This window comes from Streptomyces sp. MUSC 14, assembly GCF_001866675.1.
Classification (GTDB): Bacteria; Actinomycetota; Actinomycetes; order Streptomycetales; family Streptomycetaceae; genus Streptomyces.
The window spans coordinates 1-23,015 of the sequence record NZ_MLYN01000100.1; the positions used below are offsets into that span (position 1 = coordinate 1).

The window sequence follows — 23,015 nt, forward strand, 5'->3', positions numbered from 1 at the left end:
GCGCGGGACTGACGGTTCGGGCTGGTCGGGGCTGGCGCGGGACTGACGGTTCGGGCTGGTCGGGGGCGGGCACCGGGGGCGTCGGTGCGCAGCCGATAGCCTTCCGGCGTGACCCCAACCCTCATCTGGATCCTCGTCGTCCTCGTCGCGAGCGGCGTGTACCTCAGCTGGACGGCCGGGCGGCTGGACCGGCTGCACGTGCGGATGGACGCCGCGCGGGCCGCCCTGGACGCCCAGTTGCTGCGGCGGGCCTCCGTGACGCAGGAGCTGGCCACCTCCGGTGTGCTGGACCCGGCCGCCTCGATCGTGCTGTACGAGGCGGCGCACGCGTCCCGGCAGGCCGAGGAGGAACAGCGCGAGGTCGCGGAGAGCGAGCTGAGCCAGGCGCTGCGCGCGGTCTTCGCCGACCCGGCCCAGGTGGAGGCCGTACGGGAGGCCCCGGGCGGCGAGGCGGCGGCCCATGAGCTGGCCGAGGCCGTGCGCCGGGTCCCGATGGCCCGCCGCTTCCACAACGATGCCGTGGGCGCCGCGCGCAGGCTCCGCGAGCACCGCAAGGTCCGCTGGTTCCGCCTCGCCGGCCACGCCCCGTTCCCGCTGGCCTTCGAGATGGACGACGAGCCGCCCGCGGCCCTCGTGGAGCGCGATGCCTGAGCACGTCCGCTGAACCCCGGGTGAACCAAAAGGATCCACCGGCTCCCCATTGGCCCTTGCTGTGGCCTGGTCCATTCGCGTTTCCTCGGTGGGGCAGTCACCCTCTTCCCTTCAGTGAGGTCACCCGTGTCCACCACCGAGAACCAGGCTCCCGAGACCGGCACCGCGCGCGTGAAGCGCGGCATGGCCGAGCAGCTCAAGGGCGGCGTGATCATGGACGTCGTCACGCCGGAGCAGGCGAAGATCGCCGAGGACGCGGGCGCGGTCGCCGTCATGGCGCTGGAGCGGGTCCCGGCCGACATCCGCAAGGACGGCGGCGTGGCCCGCATGTCCGACCCGGACATGATCGAGGGCATCATCGACGCCGTCTCCATCCCGGTCATGGCCAAGTCCCGCATCGGTCACTTCGTCGAGGCCCAGGTCCTCCAGTCCCTCGGCGTCGACTACATCGACGAGTCCGAGGTCCTGACCCCGGCCGACGAGGTCAACCACTCCGACAAGTGGGCCTTCACGACCCCGTTCGTCTGTGGCGCCACCAACCTGGGCGAGGCCCTGCGCCGCATCGCCGAGGGTGCCGCGATGATCCGCTCCAAGGGCGAGGCCGGCACCGGCAACGTCGTCGAGGCCGTCCGCCACCTGCGCCAGATCAAGGGCGAGATCGCCAAGCTGCGCGGCTGCGACAACAACGAGATCTACGCCGCCGCCAAGGAGCTGCGCGCCCCGTTCGAGCTGGTCAAGGAGGTTGCCGAGCTCGGCAAGCTCCCGGTGGTCCTCTTCTCCGCCGGCGGCGTGGCCACCCCGGCCGACGCGGCCCTGATGCGCCAGCTCGGCGCCGAGGGCGTCTTCGTCGGCTCCGGCATCTTCAAGTCCGGCGACCCGGCCAAGCGCGCCGCCGCCATCGTGAAGGCCACGACCTTCTACGACGACCCGAAGATCATCGCGGACGCCTCCCGCAACCTCGGCGAGGCCATGGTCGGCATCAACTGCGACACCCTTCCCGAGGCCGAGCGCTACGCCAACCGCGGCTGGTAAGGCACCGACACACATGAACACCCCCGTCATAGGCGTCCTGGCACTCCAGGGCGACGTACGGGAGCACCTCATCGCCCTGGCCGCGGCAGACGCCGTGGCCAGGCCGGTGCGGCGCCCCGAGGAACTCGCCGAGGTGGACGGTCTCGTGCTGCCCGGCGGCGAGTCCACCACCATCTCCAAGCTGGCCGTCCTCTTCGGAGTGATGGAGCCCCTCCGCGCGCGCGTGCGGGACGGCATGCCCGTCTACGGCACCTGCGCGGGCATGATCATGCTCGCCGACAAGATCCTCGACCCGCGCTCGGGCCAGGAGACCGTCGGCGGCATCGACATGATCGTGCGCCGCAACGCCTTCGGCCGCCAGAACGAGTCCTTCGAGGCCGCGGTCGACGTGCGGGGCGTCGCGGGCGATCCTGTGGAGGGCGTCTTCATCCGCGCTCCCTGGGTGGAGTCGGTGGGCGCCGGAGCCGAGGTGCTCGCCGAGCACGACGGTCACATCGTCGCCGTCCGCCAGGGCAACGTGCTCGCCACGTCGTTCCACCCGGAACTGACCGGAGACCACCGCGTGCACTCCCTGTTCGTGGACATGGTGCGCGCGAACCGCACGGCCGAGTCCTTGTAGGATCTCTGGCGTTCGTTATGTAGAGGGTTACGCGAAGGAGACAGGCAGATGTCCGGCCACTCTAAATGGGCTACGACGAAGCACAAGAAGGCCGTGATCGACGCCAAGCGCGGCAAGCTCTTCGCGAAGCTGATCAAGAACATCGAGGTCGCCGCGCGTATGGGCGGCGTCGACCTCGACGGCAACCCGACGCTCTACGACGCCGTCCAGAAGGCGAAGAAGCAGTCGGTCCCGAACAAGAACATCGACTCCGCGATCAAGCGCGGTGGCGGTCTCGAGGCCGGCGGTGCCGACTACGAGACGATCATGTACGAGGGCTACGGCCCGAACGGCGTCGCGGTGCTCATCGAGTGCCTCACCGACAACCGCAACCGCGCCGCCTCCGACGTCCGCGTCGCCATGACCCGCAACGGCGGCAACATGGCCGACCCCGGCTCGGTGTCGTACCTGTTCAACCGCAAGGGTGTCGTGATCGTCCCCAAGGGCGAGCTGACCGAGGACGACGTGCTCGGCGCCGTCCTGGACGCGGGCGCCGAGGAGGTCAACGACCTCGGCGAGTCCTTCGAGGTGCTCAGCGAGGCCACCGACCTGGTCGCGGTCCGCACCGCCCTCCAGGAGGCCGGGATCGACTACGACTCCGCCGAGGCCAACTTCGTCCCGACCATGCAGGTCGAGCTGGACGAGGACGGTGCCAAGAAGATCTTCAAGCTGATCGACGCGCTGGAGGACAGCGACGACGTGCAGAACGTCTTCGCCAACTTCGACGTCAGCGACGAGGTCATGGAGAAGGTCGACGCGTAACGCGGTCGCGGACCGAGCGGATCCGGCGGGCTGGTGGGACACGACCCACCAGCCCGCCGCCGTTGTCGGTGGCACCGGATAGCCTGCACAAACTGGGGGCACCGCCCAGCGGTAGCTGGGGGAGACCGAAGGGAGGGGGCACGTGCGCGTACTGGGGGTCGACCCCGGGCTGACCCGATGCGGTGTCGGGGTCGTCGAGGGCGTCGCCGGGCGGCCGCTCACCATGGTCGGCGTGGGGGTCGTACGGACACCGGCGGATGCCGAACTCGGCCGGCGTCTGGTCGCCATCGAGCAGGGCATCGAGCAGTGGCTGGACGAGCACCGGCCCGAATGCGTCGCCGTGGAGCGCGTGTTCAGCCAGCACAACGTACGGACCGTGATGGGCACCGCCCAGGCCAGCGCCGTCGCCATGCTGTGCGCCGCCCGCCGCGGCATCCCCGTCGCCCTGCACACACCCAGCGAGGTCAAGGCCGCTGTCACCGGCAGCGGACGGGCTGACAAGGCGCAGGTCGGCGCCATGGTCACCCGGCTGCTCCGGCTCGCCGCCCCGCCCAGGCCCGCCGACGCCGCCGACGCCCTCGCGCTCGCCATCTGCCACATCTGGCGCGCCCCCGCCCAGAACCGACTCCAGCAGGCCGTCGCCCTGCACGCAGCCAACGCAACGAAAGGCCGTACGGCATGATCGCCTTCGTCAGCGGCCCGGTCGCCGCCCTCGCCCCGGACTCCGCGGTCGTCGAGGTGGGCGGGATCGGCGTCGCCGTCCAGTGCAGCCCGAACACCCTGTCCGGGCTGCGCACGGGCCAGCACACCAAGCTCGCCACCTCGCTGGTCGTGCGCGAGGACTCGCTCACCCTGTACGGCTTCGTGGACGACGACGAGCGCCAGGTCTTCGAGCTGCTCCAGACCGCGAGCGGTGTCGGCCCGCGGCTCGCCCAGGCGATGCTCGCCGTGCACAGCCCGGACGCGCTGCGCCGCGCGGTCGCCACGGGAGACGAGAAGGCGCTCATCGCCGTGCCCGGCATCGGCAAGAAGGGCGCGCAGAAGCTGCTGCTCGAACTGAAGGACCGGCTCGGCGAGCCCATCGGCGCGCCCGCGGTCGGCGCCCCGGTCAGCCAGGGCTGGCGCGACCAGCTGCACGCGGCCCTGATCGGCCTCGGCTACGCCACCCGCGAGGCCGACGAGGCCGTCACCGCCGTGGCCCCGCAGGCCGAGGCGGCGGGCGGCACCCCGCAGGTCGGCCAGCTCCTGAAGGCCGCTCTCCAGACCCTCAACCGCGCCCGCTGACCCCACCACCGCTGAGGCACATCACTTATGAACTGGGACGACCCGACCGACACCGGCGCCGACGCGGAGCGGCTGGTGGGCGCCGTAGCCGACCGTGAGGACCAGGCCGTCGAAGCCGCCCTGCGCCCGAAGGACCTCGGCGAGTTCATCGGCCAGGAGAAGGTCCGCGAACAGCTCGACCTCGTGCTCCGCGCCGCACGCGCGCGCGGAGCCACCGCCGACCACGTGCTGCTCTCCGGCGCCCCCGGCCTCGGCAAGACCACGCTGTCGATGATCATCGCGGCCGAGATGGGCGCCCCCATCCGCATCACCTCGGGTCCCGCCATCCAGCACGCCGGCGACCTCGCGGCGATCCTCTCCTCCCTCCAGGAGGGCGAGGTCCTCTTCCTCGACGAGATCCACCGCATGTCCCGGCCCGCCGAGGAGATGCTGTACATGGCGATGGAGGACTTCCGCGTCGACGTCATCGTCGGCAAGGGCCCCGGCGCCACCGCCATCCCGCTCGAACTGCCCCCGTTCACCCTGGTCGGCGCAACCACGCGCGCGGGCCTGCTGCCACCCCCGCTTCGCGACCGCTTCGGTTTCACCGCGCACATGGAGTTCTACGAGCCCCGCGAGCTGGAGCGCGTCGTGCACCGCTCGGCCGGACTGCTCGACGTGGAGATCGAGCCGGACGGTGCCGCCGAGATCGCCGGGCGCTCCCGCGGCACGCCCCGTATCGCCAACCGCCTGCTGCGCCGCGTCCGCGACTACGCCCAGGTCAAGGCGGACGGCCTGATCACCCGGGAGATCGCCGGGGCCGCCCTCGCCGTGTACGAGGTCGACGCGCGCGGCCTCGACCGGCTGGACCGCGCCGTGCTCGAAGCCCTGCTGAAGCTGTTCGGCGGCGGCCCGGTCGGGCTGTCCACGCTCGCCGTCGCGGTGGGGGAGGAGCGGGAGACCGTCGAAGAGGTCGCCGAGCCGTTCCTCGTCCGGGAGGGCCTGCTCGCCCGCACCCCACGGGGCCGGGTCGCCACGCCCGCCGCCTGGGCGCACCTCGGCCTGACCCCGCCGCGCGGGCCGGTAGGGGGAAAGGGACAACAGGACCTGTTCGGGACCTGACACCCCGGTGACGGCGCCGCCGGGCGCCGAAGGGGCTGTGCCACTCGGTGACGGCGGGAGCACGGCGGGAAGCACCGCGAGAGCATTGTGGCCGCGGCAGGAACCCAGGTGCCATGCTGAGCGTTGTTCCATGCACGCGGACTCGCTTAGACTCCGCCGATGCCGCCCTTGTGGGCGGCGCCGACCACACCCCCGTCAACAGGCCGCTCTCCGTCGCGGTCGCGCGAAGGAACTTCCGTCCCGTGAATGCCTTTACCCTTCTCCCCTTCATCGTGCTCATCGCGGCCATGTTCCTGATGACACGTTCGGCCAAGAAGAAGCAGCAGCAGGCCGCCAGCATGCGGAACGAGATGCAGCCCGGCTCCGGTGTCCGCACGATCGGGGGGATGTACGCGACGGTCAAGGAGGTCCACGAGGACACCGTCCTCCTCGACGCCGGTCCCGGTGTCGAGCTCCTCTTCGCCAAGAACGCGATCGGCGCCGTCCTCACCGACGACGAGTACAACCGCATCGTCCACGGCATCGAGCACGACCTGAAGTCCGACGCCGACATCGTCCCGGACGACGTGTCCTCTCTCACCGAGACCGACGAGGCCGACTCGCCCGCTGCCGCCGCCTCCGACGACAAGGCCGTCGACCTCGGTAAGAAGGACGTTGCCGAGGACGGCACCGACGCGGCCGAGGCCGCCGAGGCCAAGGCCGACGACGAGCCGAAGAAGACCGACGGCGACTCCGACGCGAAGTAGTCACGCCCCGGTGGTGCGCCACGCGGCATAATCACGCCGCGCACCACCGGGCGCGTCTGTTTCACGGGAGCCCGACACCATGTCATGGCCGACCGCGCCGACCGGGCGCGGGGCGGCCCGAGAGGGAGTACGAGAAGGTGGCAGCACCTAAGAGGGGCCGGAGCGCGAGCGCCCAGAGCAAGCCAGGGCGCTCGCTGGCCCTCATCCTGATCGCCATCGTGGCGCTCACCGGAGGCATGTTCCTCTCCGGGCACACCACTCCGCGTCTCGGCATCGACCTCGCCGGTGGTACGAGCATCACGCTCAAGGCGAAGGCCGACCAGGGGTCCGCGATCAACAAGGCCAATATGGACACCGCGGTCGACATCATGAACCGCCGCGTCAACGGCCTCGGCGTCTCCGAAGCGGAGGTGCAGACCCAGGGGAACGACAACATCATCGTCAACATCCCCAAGGGCACCAACTCCAAGGAGGCCCAGCAGCAGGTCGGCACCACGGCCAAGCTGTACTTCCGGCCGGTCCTGGCCAGCGAGCCCAGCGGCGCCACGCCGAGCCCCTCGCCGAGCACGTCCTCCAGCGGCGGCTCCTCGCCGAAGCCGGGCGCGAGCGCCAGCCCCTCCGCGAGCTCCTCGTCCAAGGAGAAGGCCTCCTCCGGCTCCTCCGCGTCCCCGACGTCCTCCGCGACCTCCCAGGGCCGCGCCGTCACCGACGCGCTGAAGGCCGGCTCCACCCCCTCGCCCAGCACGTCCGCCTCCGGCAGCCCCAAGGCGTCGGCCACTCCCTCGGCCACCCCCTCCGCCTCGGCGAGCGGCGCCGCCGCGGACGCCGCCAAGCTCCAGGCCCAGTACGCGGCGCTGAACTGCACCAAGCCCGCGGACCGCGCCAACGCCGGCAAGAACACCAAGCCCGGTGACCCCACTCTGGCCTGCGGCCAGATCCGCGGCACCTGGTACAAGTACGTGCTCGGCCCGGTCGCCGTGGACGGCACCGAGGTCTCGAAGGCGCAGGCCGTCTTCGACACCCAGGGTGCCTCCGGCTGGCAGGTCCAGATGACCTTCACCTCCAGCGGCTCCAAGAAGTTCGCGGACGTCACCGGCACGCTGGCCAAGAACCAGTCCCCGCAGAACGAGTTCGCCATCGTGCTGGACGGTGACGTCGTCTCCAGCCCGTACGTGCAGTCGGCCATCACCGGCGGCCAGGCGGAGATCTCCGGCAGCTTCACCCAGCAGGAGGCCCAGAGCCTCGCCAACATGCTGTCGTACGGCGCCCTGCCGCTGTCCTTCCAGGAGCAGTCGGTCACGACCGTCACCGCCGCCCTCGGCGGTGAGCAGCTGCACGCCGGTCTGCTCGCCGGTGCGATCGGTCTCGCGCTGGTCGTGCTCTACCTGGTGGTCTACTACCGCGGTCTGTCGCTCGTCGCGATGGCCTCGCTGCTGGTCTCCGCGATCCTCACCTACGTGATCATGTCGCTGCTCGGCCCGGCCATCCACTTCGCGCTGAACCTGCCGGCCGTCTGCGGTGCCATCGTCGCCATCGGTATCACCGCCGACTCGTTCATCGTGTTCTTCGAACGCATCAGGGACGAGATCCGCGAGGGCCGCTCGCTGCGCCCCGCCGTCGAGCGGGCCTGGCCGCGCGCCCGGCGCACCATCCTCGTCTCCGACTTCGTGTCGTTCCTCGCCGCCGCCGTCCTGTTCATCGTCACCGTCGGCAAGGTGCAGGGCTTCGCCTTCACGCTCGGCCTGACCACCGTGCTCGACGTCGTGGTGGTCTTCTTCTTCACCAAGCCGCTGATGACCCTCCTCGCGCGCCGCCCGTTCTTCGCGAGCGGTCACAAGTGGTCCGGTCTCGACCCCAAGGGCCTGGGGGCCAAGCCGCCCCTGCGCCGTACCCGCCGTCCCGCCGGTCCCGCCGCCGGCTCTGTCGACCCGAAGGAGGCCTGAGCCATGTCGAAACTCGGCAACCTCGGCGCTCGACTGCACCGCGGCGAGATCTCGTACGACTTCGTCGGCAAGCGCAAGATCTGGTACGGCGTCTCCATCCTGATCACCATCACGGCCATCCTCGGCCTGGCGGTGCGCGGGCTGAACATGAGCATCGACTTCCAGGGCGGCGCGGTCTTCACCACGCCGACCGGGATGAGCACGTCCGTCGCCCAGGCGGAGACGTACGCCCACGACGCCTCCGGACAGGAAGCAGTCGTCCAGAAGCTCGGCAACGGCAGCCTGCGCATCCAGGTCGCCGGCATCGACACCGGCAAGGCCGACCAGATCAAGACGAAGCTGGCCGACGACCTGAAGATCAACCCCGAGAAGCTCGCCGCCGACCTGGTCGGCCCGAGCTGGGGCCAGGAGATCGCCAGCAAGGCCTGGGAGGGCCTGGCGATCTTCATGGTGCTCGTGGTGATCTACCTGGCGATCGCCTTCGAGTGGCGCATGGCCGTCGCCGCCCTCGTCGCGCTGATCCACGACATCACCATCACGACCGGCATCTACGCCCTCGTCGGCTTCCAGGTCTCGCCCGGCACGGTCATCGGTCTGCTCACCATCCTCGGTTACTCGCTCTACGACACGGTCGTCGTCTTCGACAGCCTCAAGGAGCAGACGAAGGACATCACCAAGCAGACCCGCTTCACCTACAGCGACATCGCCAACCAGTCGATCAACGGCACCCTGGTCCGCTCCGTCAACACCACCGTCGTCGCCCTGCTGCCGGTCGCCGGCCTGCTGTTCATCGGCGGCGGCTTCCTCGGCGCCGGTGACCTCAACGACATCTCGCTGTCGCTGTTCGTCGGCCTCGCGGCCGGTGCCTACTCCTCGATCTTCATCGCCACGCCGCTCGTCGCCGACCTCAAGGAACGCGAGCCCGCGATGAAGGCCCTCAGGAAGCGGGTCCTGGCCAAGCGCGCCCAGGCCTCCGCCGAGGACGACCTCGCGGCCGACCGCGCCGCCGGGGTGGACGACGACTCCGAGGACGCCCCCGCCGTCGTGGGCCCCCGCAACCAGCCCGCGTCCCGCACCCGCGGCCGTGGCCGACCCTCCGGGAAGCGACGATGACCGACATCAGGGAACTGCTGCTCAGCCGCATCCGCGACGTCGCCGACTACCCCGAGCCGGGCGTGCTGTTCAAGGACATCACCCCGCTCCTCGCGGACCCGGCCGCCTTCACGGCGCTCACGGACGCGCTGGCCGAGATCGCGGCCAACACCGGCGCGACCAAGATCATCGGCCTGGAGGCCCGGGGCTTCATCCTCGGCGCCCCGGTCGCCGTCCGCGCGGGCCTCGGCTTCATCCCGGTCCGCAAGGCCGGCAAGCTGCCCGGCGCGACCCTGCGCCAGGCCTACGACCTGGAGTACGGCTCGGCCGAGATCGAGGTGCACGCCGAGGACCTGACCGCAGGCGACCGCATCCTGATCGTGGACGACGTCCTCGCGACCGGCGGTACGGCCGAGGCGGCGATCCACCTCATCCAGCGGGCCGGCGCCCAGGTCTCGGGTCTGGCCGTCCTCATGGAGCTGGGCTTCCTCGACGCCCGCGCCCGCCTGGCGCCGGCGCTCGCGGGGGCCCCGCTGGAGGCACTGCTCCAGGTCTGACAGGCCCTGTCCCGATCGCCGTACGGCCGTCCCGGTACCGCTCCGGGGCGGCCGTACGCATGCGGCGGGGGCCCGCGACGACCGCCTTCCGGTCACCCGCCGCACGCCTCCCGCACACCCGCGATCCACCTCCCGGAATCCGGCGGTGGCCTCCGGTGTTTGCCTGGTGGACGGTTCTCGCAGCGGCCTGAAGGCGATGACCAGCCGCAGGATCGCTACCATGGGATCTCCGGAGCCTGACCGGGGGACCCGGATCGCGCACGAGGAGCCCTCTTGCCAGACGAGGCCCAGCCACTGACCGCCGCCAAGCCCGAGCCCGCCTCGGCGCCCGCGGCCAAGCCCGCGCCGAACGCGTCCGACGCGAAGAACGACACCCGCGGGCCGATCGAGCACGCCCAGTCCGCGCCCGTCGAGAAGGCTGCCGAGGCCACCCGTCCCAAGCCGGCCCCGCCCGAGCGCCCGGTGCAGCCGCCCGTGGTGCGCCAGCCCGCCGTGCAGAGCGCGCGCACCGGCTCCTCCAACCGCGTCCGTGCCCGCCTGGCCCGCCTCGGCGTCCAGCGCGCCAACCCGTACAACCCGGTCCTGGAGCCGCTGCTGCGGATAGTGCGCAGCAACGACCCCAAGATCGAGAACGCCACGCTGCGCCAGATCGAGCGCGCCTACCAGGTCGCCGAGCGCTGGCACCGCGGCCAGAAGCGCAAGAGCGGCGACCCGTACATCACGCACCCCCTCGCCGTGACCACGATCCTCGCCGAGCTGGGCATGGACCCGGCCACGCTCATGGCCGGCCTGCTGCACGACACCGTCGAGGACACCGAGTACGGCCTGGAGGACCTGCGCCGCGACTTCGGCGACGTGGTCACGCTGCTCGTCGACGGCGTGACCAAGCTGGACAAGGTCAAGTTCGGCGAAGCCGCGCAGGCCGAGACCGTGCGCAAGATGGTCGTGGCGATGGCCAAGGACCCGCGCGTCCTGGTCATCAAGCTCGCCGACCGCCTGCACAACATGCGCACCATGCGCTACCTCAAGCGCGAGAAGCAGGAGAAGAAGGCGCGCGAGACGCTGGAGATCTACGCTCCGCTCGCCCACCGCCTCGGCATGAACACCATCAAGTGGGAGCTGGAGGACCTCGCGTTCGCGATCCTCTACCCCAAGATGTACGACGAGATCGTGCGTCTGGTGGCCGAGCGGGCGCCGAAGCGCGACGAATACCTCGCGATAGTGACCGACGAGGTCCAGGCCGACCTGCGCGCCGCCCGCATCAAGGCGACCGTCACCGGCCGCCCGAAGCACTACTACAGCGTCTACCAGAAGATGATCGTCCGCGGCCGTGACTTCGCGGAGATCTACGACCTGGTGGGCATTCGTGTCCTGGTCGACACGGTCCGCGACTGCTACGCGGCCCTCGGCACCGTGCACGCGCGATGGAACCCGGTCCCGGGCCGGTTCAAGGACTACATCGCGATGCCCAAGTTCAACATGTACCAGTCGCTGCACACGACGGTCATCGGACCCAACGGCAAGCCCGTCGAGCTGCAGATCCGCACCTTCGACATGCACCGCCGCGCCGAGTACGGCATCGCCGCGCACTGGAAGTACAAGCAGGAGGCCGTGGCCGGCGCCTCCAAGGTGCGCACGGACGTGCCCAAGGCGGGCAAGGGCAAGGACGACCACCTCAACGACATGGCGTGGCTGCGGCAGTTGCTCGACTGGCAGAAGGAGACCGAGGACCCCGGCGAGTTCCTGGAGTCCCTGCGCTTCGACCTGTCCCGCAACGAGGTCTTCGTGTTCACCCCCAAGGGCGACGTCATAGCGCTCCCGGCCGGGGCCACCCCGGTCGACTTCGCGTACGCCGTCCACACCGAGGTCGGCCACCGCACCATAGGAGCACGGGTCAACGGCAGGCTCGTACCGCTCGAATCCACCCTGGACAACGGCGACTTGGTGGAGGTCTTCACCTCCAAGGCACCCGGCGCCGGGCCGTCCCGCGACTGGCTGGGCTTCGTCAAGTCGCCCCGCGCCCGCAACAAGATCCGGGCCTGGTTCTCCAAGGAGCGCCGGGACGAGGCCATCGAGCAGGGCAAGGACGCCATCGTCCGGGCGATGCGCAAGCAGAACCTGCCGATCCAGCGCATCCTCAACGGCGACTCCCTGATCACGCTCGCGCACGAGATGCGCTACTCGGACATCTCCGCGCTGTACGCGGCCATCGGCGAGGGGCATGTCTCCGCGCAGAACATCGTGCAGAAGCTCGTCCAGGCCCTCGGCGGCGAGGAGGCGGCCACCGAGGAGATCGACGAGGCGGTCCCGCCGTCCCGCACCCGCGGCCGCAAGCGCCGCTCCAGCGCCGACCCGGGTGTCGTCGTCAAGGGCGTCGACGACGTGTGGGTCAAGCTGGCCCGCTGCTGCACGCCCGTGCCCGGCGACCCGATCATCGGCTTCGTCACGCGCGGCAGCGGCGTATCGGTGCACCGCAGCGACTGCGTCAACGTCGAGTCGCTCTCGCGCGAACCGGAGCGCATCCTCGACGTCGAGTGGGCGCCCACCCAGTCCTCGGTCTTCCTGGTCGCCATACAGGTCGAGGCGCTGGACCGCTCCCGGCTGCTGTCGGACGTCACGCGCGTCCTGTCCGACCAGCACGTCAACATCCTCTCCGCGGCCGTCCAGACCTCCCGCGACCGGGTCGCCACCTCCCGGTTCACCTTCGAGATGGGGGACCCGAAGCACCTCGGCCACGTTCTGAAGGCCGTACGGGGCGTGGAGGGCGTGTACGACGTGTACCGGGTGACGTCGGGACGCAGCCGTTCGTAGCTGCGCCCGACGTCACGCCGACGGACTCACGGACAGCTGAAAGGGCCCCGTACGCGCGTACGGGGCCCTTTCGCGTCAGCAGCGGGGGATCAGCCGCCGAACTCCTGGAGGCCCTTCAGAGCCTGGTCCAGGAGTGCCTGGCGGCCCTCCAGCTCACGCTCCAGCTTGTCGGCCTTGGAGCTGTTGCCCTGGGCGCGGGCCTGCTCGATCTGCGCCTTCAGCTTGTCCACGGCGGCCTGGAGCTGACCGGTCAGCCCCGCGGCACGCGCGCGTGCCTCCGGGTTGGTCCGGCGCCACTCGGTCTCCTCGGCGTCCTGGATCGCCCGCTCGACGGCGTGCATCCGGCCCTCGACCTTCGGCCGCGCGTCCCGCGGGACGTGGCCGATGGCCTCCCAGCGCTCGTTGATCGAGCGGAACGCGGCCCGCACCGACTTCAGGTCGCCGATCGGCAGGAGCTTCTCGGCCTCCCCGGCCAGCTCCTCCTTCAGCTTCAGGTTCTCGGACTGCTCCGCGTCCCGCTCGGCGAACACCGAGCTGCGGGCGGCGAAGAAGACGTCCTGGGCGCCGCGGAAGCGGTTCCACAGATCGTCCTCGTGCTCGCGCTGGGCGCGGCCCGCGGCCTTCCACTCCGCCATCAGCTCGCGGTAGCGGGCCGCCGTCGGACCCCAGTCCGCCGACCCCGACAGCGCCTCGGCCTCGGCGACCAGCCGTTCCTTGGTCTGGCGGGCCTCCTCGCGCTGCGCGTCCAGCTGCGCGAAGTGCGCCTTGCGCCGCTTGGAGAACGCCGACCGCGCGTGCGAGAAGCGGTGCCACAGCTCGTCGTCGGACTTGCGGTCCAGACGCGGCAGCCCCTTCCAGGTGTCCACCAGGGACCGCAGCCGCTCACCGGCGGCCCGCCACTGGTCGGACTGCGCCAGCTGCTCCGCCTCGACGACCAGGTCCTCCTTGGCCTTGCGGGCCTCGTCGGACTGCTTGGCCCGCTGCTGCTTGCGCTCCTCGCGACGCGACTCGACGGTCTTCACGAGCTTGTCCAGCCGCTCGCGCAGGGCGGCCAGGTCGCCGACCGCGTGGTGCGCGTCCACCTGCTCGCGCAGGTGGTCGATCGCGGTCTGGGCGTCCTTCGCCGACAGGTCGGTGGTCTGCACTCGCTTCTCGAGGAGGCCGATCTCGACAACCAGGCCCTCGTACTTGCGCTCGAAGTAGGCAAGCGCCTCCTCAGGGGAGCCTGCCGCCCAGGAACCGACGACCTGCTCGCCGTCGGCCGTACGCACGTACACGGTCCCCGTCTCGTCGACGCGGCCCCACGGGTCGCTGCTCACAGCGCCTCCTCCACATGATGCCTGGCGGGGGGTTTCGGGCCCCGGGCATCGTCCACAGTTTCGTCACGGCCAACATAGGCGACCGGCGGGGATGCTGTCCGCATCCAGCGCGACCGAAATTTGGCGGCCGACAGGTCAGTCCTTCTTCACCGTCACGGTCTGGACCTTCACGGTCTTCTTCGGAGCACCGTCGGTCGGGCTCTGACCGCCGGCGGCCACACCGTTCTTGGCGATGTCCTCGACGGCCCTCAGCCCGGCCGCGTCCATCGTGCCGAACGGCGTGTACGACGGAGGCAGCTTGCTGTCCTTGTAGACGAGGAAGAACTGGCTGCCGCCGGTGTGGGGCTGACCGGTGTTCGCCATCGCCACGGTTCCGGCCGGGTACGTGACCGAGCCGTCCGAGCCGGCCTTGCCGAGCCCGTTCAGGTTCTCGTCCGGGATCGTGTAGCCGGGGCCGCCCGCGCCGGTGCCCTCGGGGTCGCCGCACTGCAGCACGTAGATGCCCTCGGTGGTGAGCCGGTGACACTTCGTGTTGTTGAAGAAGCCCTTGTCGGCGAGGTACTTGAACGAGTTGACGGTGTGCGGCGTCTTGGCCGCCTCCATGGCGATGTTCACATCGCCCTGGTTCGTCTTGATCGTCATCGTGTACGTGGCCTTCTTGTCGATGGCCATCTTCGGCTCGGGCTTCTCCGTGGAGGAGGCGCTCGGGCTCGGGCTCGCCGTGGAGCCCGCCGACGTGTCCTTCTTGTCGTCGCTCTTGAAGGCCCCGGCGGCGTACGCGCCACCAGCGCCCAGGACGGCCACCGCGAGCACGGAGGCGATCACGGTGTTGCGCATACGAGCCTTGCGGCGCGCCTGGGTGCGCCGCTGCTGCTGCCGCAAGAACTTCTCCCGGGCGAGCTGACGCCGCCGCTGCTCCTGGCTGACCACCGGGTTCTCTCCTCATGCGTGTCGTGTGTCGACCGGTACGCGTGCGGCTGCGTGCCTCTCGTGGGCCGACCGCCGCGTGTAGCCCCGTACCGTATATGGGTTCGCTGAGGAAACGGCAGCGCCGGTAGGCTCTGACTGCGGTTGACGCCGCCGGCAAGCCTTCCGCGAGCCGTCCGCAAGCCGTACCCCATCGACACAACGAAGGACGATCGTGCTCATTGCCGGGTTCCCCGCCGGGGCCTGGGGGACGAACTGTTATCTCGTCGCCCCCGCCCCCGGTGAGGAGTGCGTGATCATCGACCCGGGCCACCAGGCCGCCGAAGGCGTCGAGGAAGCACTGAAGAAGCATCGGCTCAAGCCCGTCGCCGTCGTCCTCACCCACGGCCACATCGATCACGTGGCCTCGGTCGTCCCGGTCTGCGGGGCCCACGACGTACCGGCCTGGATCCACCCCGAGGACCGGTTCATGATGAGCGACCCCGAGAAGGCGCTCGGCCGGTCCATCGGCATGCCGCTGATGGGCGAGCTGACCGTGGGGGAGCCGGACGACGTCCGCGAGCTGGCCGACGGCACCGCCCTCGACCTGGCCGGAATGGAGTTCTCCGTCGCGCACGCGCCGGGCCATACCAAGGGGTCGGTGACCTTCCGGATGCCCGAGACCGCCGACATCCCGTCGGTGTTCTTCTCCGGGGATCTGCTGTTCGCCGGCTCCGTCGGACGCACCGACCTGCCGGGCGGATCCACGGCGGACATGCTCGAGTCGCTGGCCCGCGTGTGCCTGCCGCTCGAGGACTCCACCGTGGTGCTGTCCGGCCACGGCCCCCAGACGACCATCGGCCAGGAGCGCGCCACCAATCCGTATCTGCGGCAGGTGGCGGCAGACCGTTCAGGTCCCGGCGCGGGTATGACTGCCGCTCCCCGACGAGGAATGTGACGAGAGAGCCTTCCGTGAGTACCTTCCAGGCCCCCAAGGGCACCTACGACCTGATTCCGCCGGAGTCCGCCAAGTACCTCGCGGTCCGCGAGGCGATCGCCGCTCCGCTGCGGAACTCCGGTTACGGCTACATCGAGACACCCGGCTTCGAGAACGTCGAGCTCTTCGCGCGCGGTGTCGGCGAGTCCACCGACATCGTCACCAAGGAGATGTACGCCTTCGAGACCAAGGGCGGGGACAAGCTCGCCCTGCGTCCCGAGGGCACGGCGTCCGTGCTGCGCGCGGCCCTGGAGGCCAACCTGCACAAGGCGGGCAACCTCCCGGTCAAGCTCTGGTACTCCGGCTCGTACTACCGCTACGAGCGTCCGCAGAAGGGCCGTTACCGTCACTTCTCGCAGGTCGGCGCCGAGGCGCTCGGCGTGGAGGACCCGGCGGTCGACGCAGAGCTGATCATCCTCGCCGACCAGGCGTACCGCTCGCTGGGCCTCAGCAACTTCCGCATCCTGCTGAACAGCCTGGGCGACAAGGAGTGCCGGCCGGTGTACCGGGGCGCGCTCCAGGACTTCCTGCGCGGCCTGGACCTCGACGAGGACACCCTGCGCCGCTCGGAGATCAACCCGCTGCGCGTCCTCGACGACAAGCGCGAGTCGGTCCAGAAGCAGCTGACGGGCGCGCCGCTGCTGCGTGACTACCTGTGCGACGCGTGCAAGGCGTACCACGAGGAGGTCCGCGAACTGCTGACCGGCGCGGGCGTGGCCTTCGAGGACGACCCGAAGCTGGTGCGCGGCCTGGACTACTACACCCGTACCACGTTCGAGTTCGTGCACGACGGTCTGGGCTCGCAGTCCGCGGTGGGCGGCGGCGGCCGCTACGACGGCCTGTCCGAGATGATCGGCGGCCCCGCGCTGCCCTCGGTCGGCTGGGCCCTGGGCGTCGACCGCACGGTTCTCGCCCTGGAGGCGGAAGGCGTGGAGTTGGCCCTGCCGTCCACCACGTCGGTCTACGCCGTCCCGCTCGGCGAGGAGGCCCGCCGACTGCTGTTCGCGAAGGTCACCGAGCTGCGCAAGTCCGGCATCTCCGCGGACTTCTCGTACGGCGGCAAGGGCCTGAAGGGCGCCATGAAGAACGCCAACCGCAGCGGCGCCCGCTACGCCCTCGTGGCCGGCGAGCGCGACCTCGCCGAGGGCGTCGTCCAGCTCAAGGACATGGAATCCGGCGAGCAGACGGCGATCGCGGTGGACGGGATCCTGGCCGAACTGCGGTCCCGCCTGGGCTAGTCGAGCGGTGAGAGGGGCGCCGGAGATCTCTCCGGCGCCCCTCTGCCTTCACTGCTCCGGCAACCCGTGCCGCAGCCCACTCGTCACCGCCGCCGCTGACCGCCGCGGGTGGTGACGGGCGAAGTGCCGCATCGTCTCGCGGATCGTCAACTCCGCGGGCGCCGATTCGTCCTGCCGGACGATTCCCGTCCGGTGGCTCCGCGCGCGCGTGCCGTCGCCGGGTCCGTGCCGAGGACGGAGACCTCGCCGCCGTCCCGGGACCGGTTGATCCGGCGGATCTCCACCGTGGTGCTCTGGCCCGCGTCGTCGGGCCCGAGCAGGCCGAACACCTTGCCGCGCAGGATTCCCAGGTCGAGAGCGTCGACGGCGGTCATGCCCCCGTACCGCTCGCGCAGCCCCCGGACGTTCACCGCGTGTTCGTTCGCCGTGCTGTCATGTCCCCGAGCATCGGCCAGAACCGAACGGTCCGTGACCGCCGTGCGTACCTCCTTATGTCCTTCGAACGGTGGACACACATGCGCGTGCGGCACAATGACCCGTGTCGGAAGATGGTCCAACTCTCAAGCGACGGAATCGGCGGATGAGTAAGACGACAGTCAACGACGTCTCCACAGAGCCCGGGTCCGAGCGTCCCGCCGACGCCCCCCGCACGGTGGGCGGCAGCCGCGCCTTCGCCCTGCTGATGGTGATCACCGGTGCGGCCGGTCTGCTGGCGGCCTGGGTCATCACGCTCGACAAGAACAAGATCCTCGAAGCGAAGATCGCGGGGAAGACGTTCACGCCGGGCTGCAGTGTCAACCCGATCGTGTCCTGCGGCAGCGTCATGGAGAGCAAGCAGGCGGCGGCCTTCGGCTTCCCGAACCCCTGGCTCGGCCTGGTCTGCTACGGCATCGTCGTCTGCGTCGGCATGAGCCTGCTGGGCCGCGCCCGCTTCCCGCGCTGGTACTGGCTGACCTTCAACTTCGGCACGCTCTTCGGTGTCTGCTTCGTCACCTGGCTCCAGTTCCAGTCCCTGTACCGGATCAACGCCCTGTGCCTGTGGTGCTCGCTCGCCTGGGTCGCCACGATCACCATGTTCTGGTACGTGACCTCGTTCAACGTCCGCAACGGCTTCCTGCCGGGGCCGGGCTGGCTCAAGCGGTTCCTCGGCGAGTTCACCTGGGTCCTCCCGGTGACCCACTGCGGCGTCATCGCCATGCTGATCCTGACCCGCTGGGGCAGCCAGCTCTGGGCCTGACCAGGCCCGATCTGCGGCCGGAGCCGGGTTGTCAGTGCGGTGATTTAGGGTTTTGGACGTGGAACCCGACCTCTTCACCGCAGCGGCGGAAGAACGCCAGGAGAAGGACCCGGCAGGCAGCCCCCTGGCGGTGCGGATGCGCCCGCGCACCCTCGACGAGGTCGTGGGCCAGCAGCATCTGCTGAAACCGGGCTCCCCGCTGCGCCGGCTGGTCGGCGAGGGCTCCGGCGGCCCCGCCGGACCCTCCTCGGTGATCCTCTGGGGCCCGCCCGGCACCGGCAAGACGACGCTGGCGTACGTCGTCTCCAAGGCGACGAACAAGCGCTTCGTGGAGCTGTCCGCGATCACCGCGGGCGTCAAGGAGGTCCGCGCGGTCATCGACGGCGCCCGCCGCGCCACCGGCGGCTTCGGCAAGGAGACCGTCCTCTTCCTGGACGAGATCCACCGCTTCAGCAAGGCCCAGCAGGACTCCCTGCTCCCGGCCGTCGAGAACCGCTGGGTGACCCTGATCGCGGCCACGACGGAGAACCCCTACTTCTCGGTGATCTCCCCGCTGCTCTCCCGCTCCCTCCTGCTCACGCTCGAACCGCTCACCGGTGACGACATCCGGGCACTGCTGGGCCGCGCCCTGAGCGACGAGCGCGGCCTGAAGGACGCCGTCGCGCTGCCCGACGACACCACGGAGCACCTGCTGCGCATCGCCGGCGGCGACGCCCGCCGCGCCCTGACCGCCCTGGAGGCCGCCGCCGGCGCCGCCCTCGACAAGGGCGAGGGCGAGATCAGCCTGCAGACGCTGGAGCAGACGGTCGACCGCGCGGCGGTGAAGTACGACCGCGACGGCGACCAGCACTACGACGTCGCCAGCGCCCTCATCAAGTCCATCCGGGGCTCCGACGTCGACGCGGCCCTGCACTACCTGGCCCGCATGGTCGAGGCCGGGGAGGACCCCCGCTTCATCGCCCGCCGCCTGATGATCTCCGCGAGCGAGGACATCGGCCTGGCCGACCCGGGTGCCCTGCCCCTCGCGGTCGCCGCCGCCCAGGCCGTCGCCATGATCGGCTTCCCCGAGGCCGCCCTCACCCTCAGCCACGCCACCATCGCCCTCGCCCTCGCCCCCAAGTCCAACGCCGCGACCACCGCGATCGGCGCCGCGATGGAGGACGTCCGGGCGGGCCTGGCCGGCCCTGTCCCGGCCCACCTGCGCGACGGGCACTACAAGGGAGCGGCCAAGCTCGGCCACGCGCAGGGGTACGTGTACCCGCACGACCTGCCCGAGGGCATCGCCGAGCAGCAGTACGCCCCGGACGCCCTGAAGGACCGCACGTACTACACCCCGACCCGGCACGGGACCGAGGCCAGATACGCCGACGCGGTCGAGTGGACCAGGAAACACCTCGGTCGCAAGCGCTCCTGAGCACCCTGTAGACTGCCCCGAAGTGCTGAGTCCCGCGCTGTCAGAGCAGGACAGTCAGCCGGAGATCCAGTCCCTCGCGGACTGACTCCAGGAGCGTCGCGCACCGTCGATCGGTGTCGCGGGCAGCCCACCACCACCCGGAGTCCCGGGACGGTCGGTGGGCCACTCGCGTGCTGCACGTATGTGCCCAGACCAGGGAAGCGGCTGCCCGGCAGGTCCCCTCGGGGATCCGGCGGGTTTTCCCGGCTGCGGATGCGACCTCCCTAACCCTGACGAGCCGAACACTACGAAAGAGATTGAGACAGTGGCGAACCAGTCCCGCCCCAAGGTCAAGAAGTCGCGTGCCCTCGGCATCGCGCTGACCCCGAAGGCCGTCAAGTACTTCGAGGCCCGCCCCTACCCGCCGGGCGAGCACGGCCGTGGCCGCAAGCAGAACTCGGACTACAAGGTCCGTCTGCTGGAGAAGCAGCGTCTGCGCGCGCAGTACGACATCTCCGAGCGCCAGCTGGTCCGCGCCTACGAGCGTGCGTCCAAGGTCCAGGGCAAGACCGGCGAGGCCCTGATCGTGGAGCTCGAGCGCCGTCTCGACGCCCTGGTCCTGCGTTCGGGCATCGCCCGCACCATCTACCAGGCCCGTCAGATGGTCGTCCACGGCCACATCCAGGTCAACGGCCAGAAGGTCGACAAGCCGTCCTTCCGTGTCCGTCCGGACGACGTCGTGCAGGTCCGCGACCGCTCCAAGGAGAAGACGCTCTTCACGATCGCCCGTGAGGGTGGCTTCGCCCCCGAGGGTGAGACCCCGCGCTACCTCCAGGTGAACCTCAAGGCCCTGGCGTTCCGCCTGGACCGCGAGCCGAACCGCAAGGAGATCCCGGTGATCTGCGACGAGCAGCTCGTCGTCGAGTACTACGCCCGCTGATCCCAGCCCCGGCGTACGTTCTCAGCCCGCCGTCTCCCTGCCCGGTCCTGCCGGGCGGGCGAGGCGGCGGGTTTGCGTTTCCCGTCGTCCGGGCAGCGCCGGTCGGCGGGGGCCAGGGCGCGTTTCCCCGCGCCCTCCGCGGGGCGCTCGTGCCCCAGCGCACGCGCCACCGCCGTGGCCCGGTCGAGCCGGGCCCCCTCCCGCACGCACTTCTCGTACCGCACGTCCCCCAGCTCCTGCCGGGCCAGCGCCGCGCAGCGCTCGTGCGGGGCGTTGTAGTGCGCCGAGCCGAACAGCGGCAGCCCCACCGAAGGCCACAGCCGGGCCGCCGCGCCCTGGAGCACGGCCGCCTCGGCCGCGTCGCCCTCGGTCACCGTCACCAGCGCCAGCAGCTCCAGCGTCAGCACCTCGGCGAGCAGATCACGGAACGCGTGCGCATGGCCGAGGCAGTCCGCCAGCAGCTCCCGCGCGCGGGCCGGCTCGCCGTCCAGCCAGGCGGCGTACGCCAGCACGTACAGCGCGTACGAGCGCGCCCAGCGCTCCCCGTGGTCCTCGCACACCTGCCGTACGTCCTGGCACAGGCGCACCGCGTCCGGCAGATCGCCCTGGAAGGCCCGGGTCATCGCCAGCTCGACCTGGGCCATCAGGACGTTGCTGTTCAGCTCGCCGATCTCCTGATAGCGCTCCAGCGCCGACCGCAGCAGCGTTTCTGCGCCCGCCATGTCGTCGCCGACCAGGGCGAGACAGCCGGAGCGGTGCTCGGCGTACGCCACCGCCGTCGCGTCCGCGGCCCGCTCCGCCTGCTCCCGGCACTCCCGCAGCGCCGCCAGCGCAGGCACGGTCTCGCCCTGGAGGATCGCCACATAGCCGAGCACCCACAGCGCCTTCAGCCGGGACTGCTCGTACTCCGACTCCAGCTCCACGCTGCGCTCCAGCCAGCGCCGCCCCTCCGCGAGCCGCCCGCACCCGACCCAGCAGAACCACAGTGACCCCGCCAGGCACTGGCCGAGATGCGCCTCGTCCGGCTCGGTCAGACAGAACTCCAGCGCCGCCCGCAGATTCGCCAGCTCCGCCTCGACCCGCCGGGCGATCTCGTGCTGCCGGGGCGAGAACCAGTCCAGCTCGCACCAGGTCGCGAGGCCCAGGTACCAGTCCCGGTGCAGCCTGCGCAGCCTGCCCGCGTCCCCGGCCGCCTCCAGCCAGTCGGCGCCGTAGTCCCGCACGGTGTCCAGCATCCGGTAGCGAGGGCCGGCCGGGGTGTCCTCGCGGGTCACGACGGACTGGACCAGCAGCGCCGACAGCACGTCGAGCACGTCCTCGGCGGGCAGCCCGTCCCCGCTGCACACGTACTCGGCCGCCTCCAGGTCGAAGGTCTGCGCGAACACCGACAGCCGCGCCCACAGCAGCCGTTCGGCCGGGGTGCACAGCTCATGGCTCCAGCCGATCGCCGTGCGCAGCGTCTGGTGCCGGGCGGGCGGCCCGCCCGGCACCGGGTGGGCGCCATCGCCGCGGGCGTCCGCGACCAGCAGCCGGAACCGGTCGTCCAGCCGCTGCGCCAACTGCGCGGGGGACAGGGCCCGCACCCGCCCGGCCGCCAGCTCCAGCGCGAGCGGGATCCCCTCCAGCCGACGGCACAGCTCGCGCACCTCAGGGCCTTCGGGCACCGTCAGCCCCTGCTCCCGGGCCCGGTCCGTGAACAGCTCCACCGCCTCGTCCGCGCCGAGCGGCGCCAGCGGGAACAGCCGCTCGCCCGCCAGCCCCAGCGGGCGCCGGCCCGCGGTCAGCACGCTCAGCTCAGGCAGCTTGCGCAGCAAATCCGCCGTCAGTTCGGCACAGGCCGCCGCCAGATGCTCGAACCCGTCCAGCACCAGCAGCGCCGGGCGGCCGGCGAGATGCTCCAGCAGCGTCTCGCGGGGCAGCCGCGCGGTGTGGTCGGTCAGACCGAGCGCCTCCACCACCGCGTACTCCACGAACTGCGGATCCCGTACGGCCGCCAGCTCGACGCGCCCGGCACCCGCACCCCACCCGGCGGCGGCCCGCGCGGCCAGCCGGGACTTGCCGACCCCGCCGACCCCGGTCACGGTCACCAGCCGCGCCTCGCCGAGGGCCGCCGCCAGCCCGGCGAGTTCGGACGATCGCCCGACGAAAGTGGTGAGTTCCAGGGGCGGATCGCCGTCGGGGAAGGGGGCTGGGCGCTGAGGACCTCGCATGGGACACGGAGCGTACTGAAGTGTGTTCATTCCGTACAATCGCTTCCCGCAACTCCGTCCGCACCACCCGGTAATCCGGTACGGAGCCCCGGCCCCGGCGCGATAGGCTCGGGACACTGGTTTTTCGATGTTTCCGAT

Annotated in this window: 20 protein-coding genes and 1 pseudogene; 17 read left to right on the forward strand and 4 right to left on the reverse strand. The window is 70.8% G+C overall.

Annotated elements, in window-relative coordinates; all coding sequences use genetic code 11:
* The first annotated feature begins 108 nt into the window (after window positions 1-108).
* The 12 genes from BIV25_RS44260 (at window position 109) to relA (ending at window position 12,637) form a co-directional block, all read left to right on the forward strand.
* Window positions 109-651, forward strand: a complete 543-nt coding sequence (locus tag BIV25_RS44260) for a hypothetical protein (protein WP_071378263.1) — start codon at window positions 109-111, stop codon at window positions 649-651.
* A 126-nt stretch (window positions 652-777) separates the two neighbouring features.
* A complete protein-coding gene (pdxS, locus tag BIV25_RS44265) occupies window positions 778-1,683 on the forward strand; it encodes a pyridoxal 5'-phosphate synthase lyase subunit PdxS (RefSeq protein ID WP_071378264.1) in 906 nt (301 codons plus the stop codon).
* Window positions 1,684-1,696: 13 nt separating this feature from the next.
* On the forward strand, window positions 1,697-2,302 hold the full coding sequence (gene pdxT / locus BIV25_RS44270) for a pyridoxal 5'-phosphate synthase glutaminase subunit PdxT (RefSeq protein ID WP_071378265.1): 606 nt from the start codon (window positions 1,697-1,699) through the stop codon (window positions 2,300-2,302).
* A 48-nt stretch (window positions 2,303-2,350) separates the two neighbouring features.
* Entirely contained in the window at window positions 2,351-3,103 is a 753-nt protein-coding gene (locus tag BIV25_RS44275) for a YebC/PmpR family DNA-binding transcriptional regulator (protein ID WP_071378266.1), read from the forward strand.
* A gap of 142 nt (window positions 3,104-3,245) precedes the next feature.
* Complete coding sequence (gene ruvC / locus BIV25_RS44280) at window positions 3,246-3,785, forward strand: crossover junction endodeoxyribonuclease RuvC (protein ID WP_071378267.1); 540 nt, start codon at window positions 3,246-3,248, stop codon at window positions 3,783-3,785.
* On the forward strand, window positions 3,782-4,387 hold the full coding sequence (gene ruvA / locus BIV25_RS44285; RefSeq protein WP_071378268.1) for a Holliday junction branch migration protein RuvA: 606 nt from the start codon (window positions 3,782-3,784) through the stop codon (window positions 4,385-4,387). Before ruvC ends, ruvA begins: the two co-directional genes overlap by 4 nt.
* A 27-nt stretch (window positions 4,388-4,414) precedes the next feature.
* Window positions 4,415-5,488, forward strand: a complete 1,074-nt coding sequence (ruvB, locus tag BIV25_RS44290) for a Holliday junction branch migration DNA helicase RuvB (RefSeq protein WP_071378269.1) — start codon at window positions 4,415-4,417, stop codon at window positions 5,486-5,488.
* 242 nt (window positions 5,489-5,730) lie between these two features.
* Window positions 5,731-6,234 (forward strand): preprotein translocase subunit YajC, encoded by a 504-nt coding sequence (gene yajC / locus BIV25_RS44295; protein WP_071378302.1) that lies wholly within the window; start codon window positions 5,731-5,733, stop codon window positions 6,232-6,234.
* 137 nt (window positions 6,235-6,371) lie between these two features.
* Window positions 6,372-8,177 (forward strand): protein translocase subunit SecD, encoded by a 1,806-nt coding sequence (secD, locus tag BIV25_RS44300; RefSeq protein WP_177235644.1) that lies wholly within the window; start codon window positions 6,372-6,374, stop codon window positions 8,175-8,177.
* A 3-nt stretch (window positions 8,178-8,180) separates the two neighbouring features.
* Complete coding sequence (secF, locus tag BIV25_RS44305; RefSeq protein WP_071378271.1) at window positions 8,181-9,290, forward strand: protein translocase subunit SecF; 1,110 nt, start codon at window positions 8,181-8,183, stop codon at window positions 9,288-9,290.
* Window positions 9,287-9,826: an adenine phosphoribosyltransferase gene (locus BIV25_RS44310; RefSeq protein ID WP_071378272.1), complete on the forward strand. Its 540-nt coding sequence runs from the start codon at window positions 9,287-9,289 to the stop codon at window positions 9,824-9,826. Before secF ends, BIV25_RS44310 begins: the two co-directional genes overlap by 4 nt.
* A 273-nt stretch (window positions 9,827-10,099) precedes the next feature.
* Window positions 10,100-12,637, forward strand: a complete 2,538-nt coding sequence (relA, locus tag BIV25_RS44315) for a GTP pyrophosphokinase (protein ID WP_071378273.1) — start codon at window positions 10,100-10,102, stop codon at window positions 12,635-12,637.
* Between the two features lie 89 nt (window positions 12,638-12,726).
* On the opposite strand, the gene BIV25_RS44320 is transcribed toward relA, so the two are convergent.
* Both BIV25_RS44320 and BIV25_RS44325 read right to left on the reverse strand, forming a co-directional pair.
* Window positions 12,727-13,956, reverse strand: coding sequence for a DUF349 domain-containing protein (locus BIV25_RS44320; protein WP_071378274.1), 1,230 nt, complete (start codon window positions 13,954-13,956; stop codon window positions 12,727-12,729).
* Between the two features lie 135 nt (window positions 13,957-14,091).
* Complete coding sequence (locus tag BIV25_RS44325) at window positions 14,092-14,886, reverse strand: peptidylprolyl isomerase (protein ID WP_071378275.1); 795 nt, start codon at window positions 14,884-14,886, stop codon at window positions 14,092-14,094.
* A gap of 211 nt (window positions 14,887-15,097) precedes the next feature.
* Here BIV25_RS44325 and BIV25_RS44330 point away from each other — a divergent pair, with 211 nt between their 5' ends.
* On the forward strand, window positions 15,098-15,820 hold the full coding sequence (locus BIV25_RS44330; RefSeq protein WP_071378276.1) for an MBL fold metallo-hydrolase: 723 nt from the start codon (window positions 15,098-15,100) through the stop codon (window positions 15,818-15,820).
* A 14-nt stretch (window positions 15,821-15,834) separates the two neighbouring features.
* A complete protein-coding gene (gene hisS, locus BIV25_RS44335) occupies window positions 15,835-17,097 on the forward strand; it encodes a histidine--tRNA ligase (protein WP_071378277.1) in 1,263 nt (420 codons plus the stop codon).
* A gap of 102 nt (window positions 17,098-17,199) precedes the next feature.
* Here hisS and BIV25_RS44340 read toward each other — a convergent pair.
* Window positions 17,200-17,471 (reverse strand): annotated as a pseudogene (locus BIV25_RS44340) (ATP-binding cassette domain-containing protein); the annotation flags it as partial.
* A 206-nt stretch (window positions 17,472-17,677) separates the two neighbouring features.
* Here BIV25_RS44340 and BIV25_RS44345 point away from each other — a divergent pair.
* From BIV25_RS44345 to rpsD, 3 genes are all read left to right on the forward strand, one after another.
* Window positions 17,678-18,334, forward strand: a complete 657-nt coding sequence (locus tag BIV25_RS44345; RefSeq protein ID WP_071378278.1) for a vitamin K epoxide reductase family protein — start codon at window positions 17,678-17,680, stop codon at window positions 18,332-18,334.
* A gap of 58 nt (window positions 18,335-18,392) precedes the next feature.
* Entirely contained in the window at window positions 18,393-19,748 is a 1,356-nt protein-coding gene (locus BIV25_RS44350) for a replication-associated recombination protein A (RefSeq protein ID WP_071378303.1), read from the forward strand.
* A gap of 304 nt (window positions 19,749-20,052) precedes the next feature.
* A complete protein-coding gene (gene rpsD, locus BIV25_RS44355) occupies window positions 20,053-20,667 on the forward strand; it encodes a 30S ribosomal protein S4 (RefSeq protein ID WP_031161776.1) in 615 nt (204 codons plus the stop codon).
* On the opposite strand, the gene BIV25_RS44360 is transcribed toward rpsD, so the two are convergent.
* Entirely contained in the window at window positions 20,655-22,877 is a 2,223-nt protein-coding gene (locus BIV25_RS44360; RefSeq protein ID WP_071378279.1) for a regulator, read from the reverse strand. The two genes, rpsD and BIV25_RS44360, sit on opposite strands and share 13 nt — an antisense overlap.
* Window positions 22,878-23,015 lie beyond the last annotated feature (138 nt).

What these genes read in the sequence shown, in the direction of transcription:
- BIV25_RS44360 (WP_071378279.1), bottom strand. Translation starts at nt 22,877, where the DNA reads ATGCGAGGTCCTCAGCGCCCAGCCCCCTTCCCCGACGGCGATCCGCCC.
- BIV25_RS44310 (WP_071378272.1), top strand. Translation starts at nt 9,287, where the DNA reads ATGACCGACATCAGGGAACTGCTGCTCAGCCGCATCCGCGACGTCGCC.
- secF (WP_071378271.1), top strand. Translation starts at nt 8,181, where the DNA reads ATGTCGAAACTCGGCAACCTCGGCGCTCGACTGCACCGCGGCGAGATC.
- ruvB (WP_071378269.1), top strand. Translation starts at nt 4,415, where the DNA reads ATGAACTGGGACGACCCGACCGACACCGGCGCCGACGCGGAGCGGCTG.
- pdxT (WP_071378265.1), top strand. Translation starts at nt 1,697, where the DNA reads ATGAACACCCCCGTCATAGGCGTCCTGGCACTCCAGGGCGACGTACGG.
- ruvA (WP_071378268.1), top strand. Translation starts at nt 3,782, where the DNA reads ATGATCGCCTTCGTCAGCGGCCCGGTCGCCGCCCTCGCCCCGGACTCC.
- BIV25_RS44275 (WP_071378266.1), top strand. Translation starts at nt 2,351, where the DNA reads ATGTCCGGCCACTCTAAATGGGCTACGACGAAGCACAAGAAGGCCGTG.
- BIV25_RS44345 (WP_071378278.1), top strand. Translation starts at nt 17,678, where the DNA reads ATGAGTAAGACGACAGTCAACGACGTCTCCACAGAGCCCGGGTCCGAG.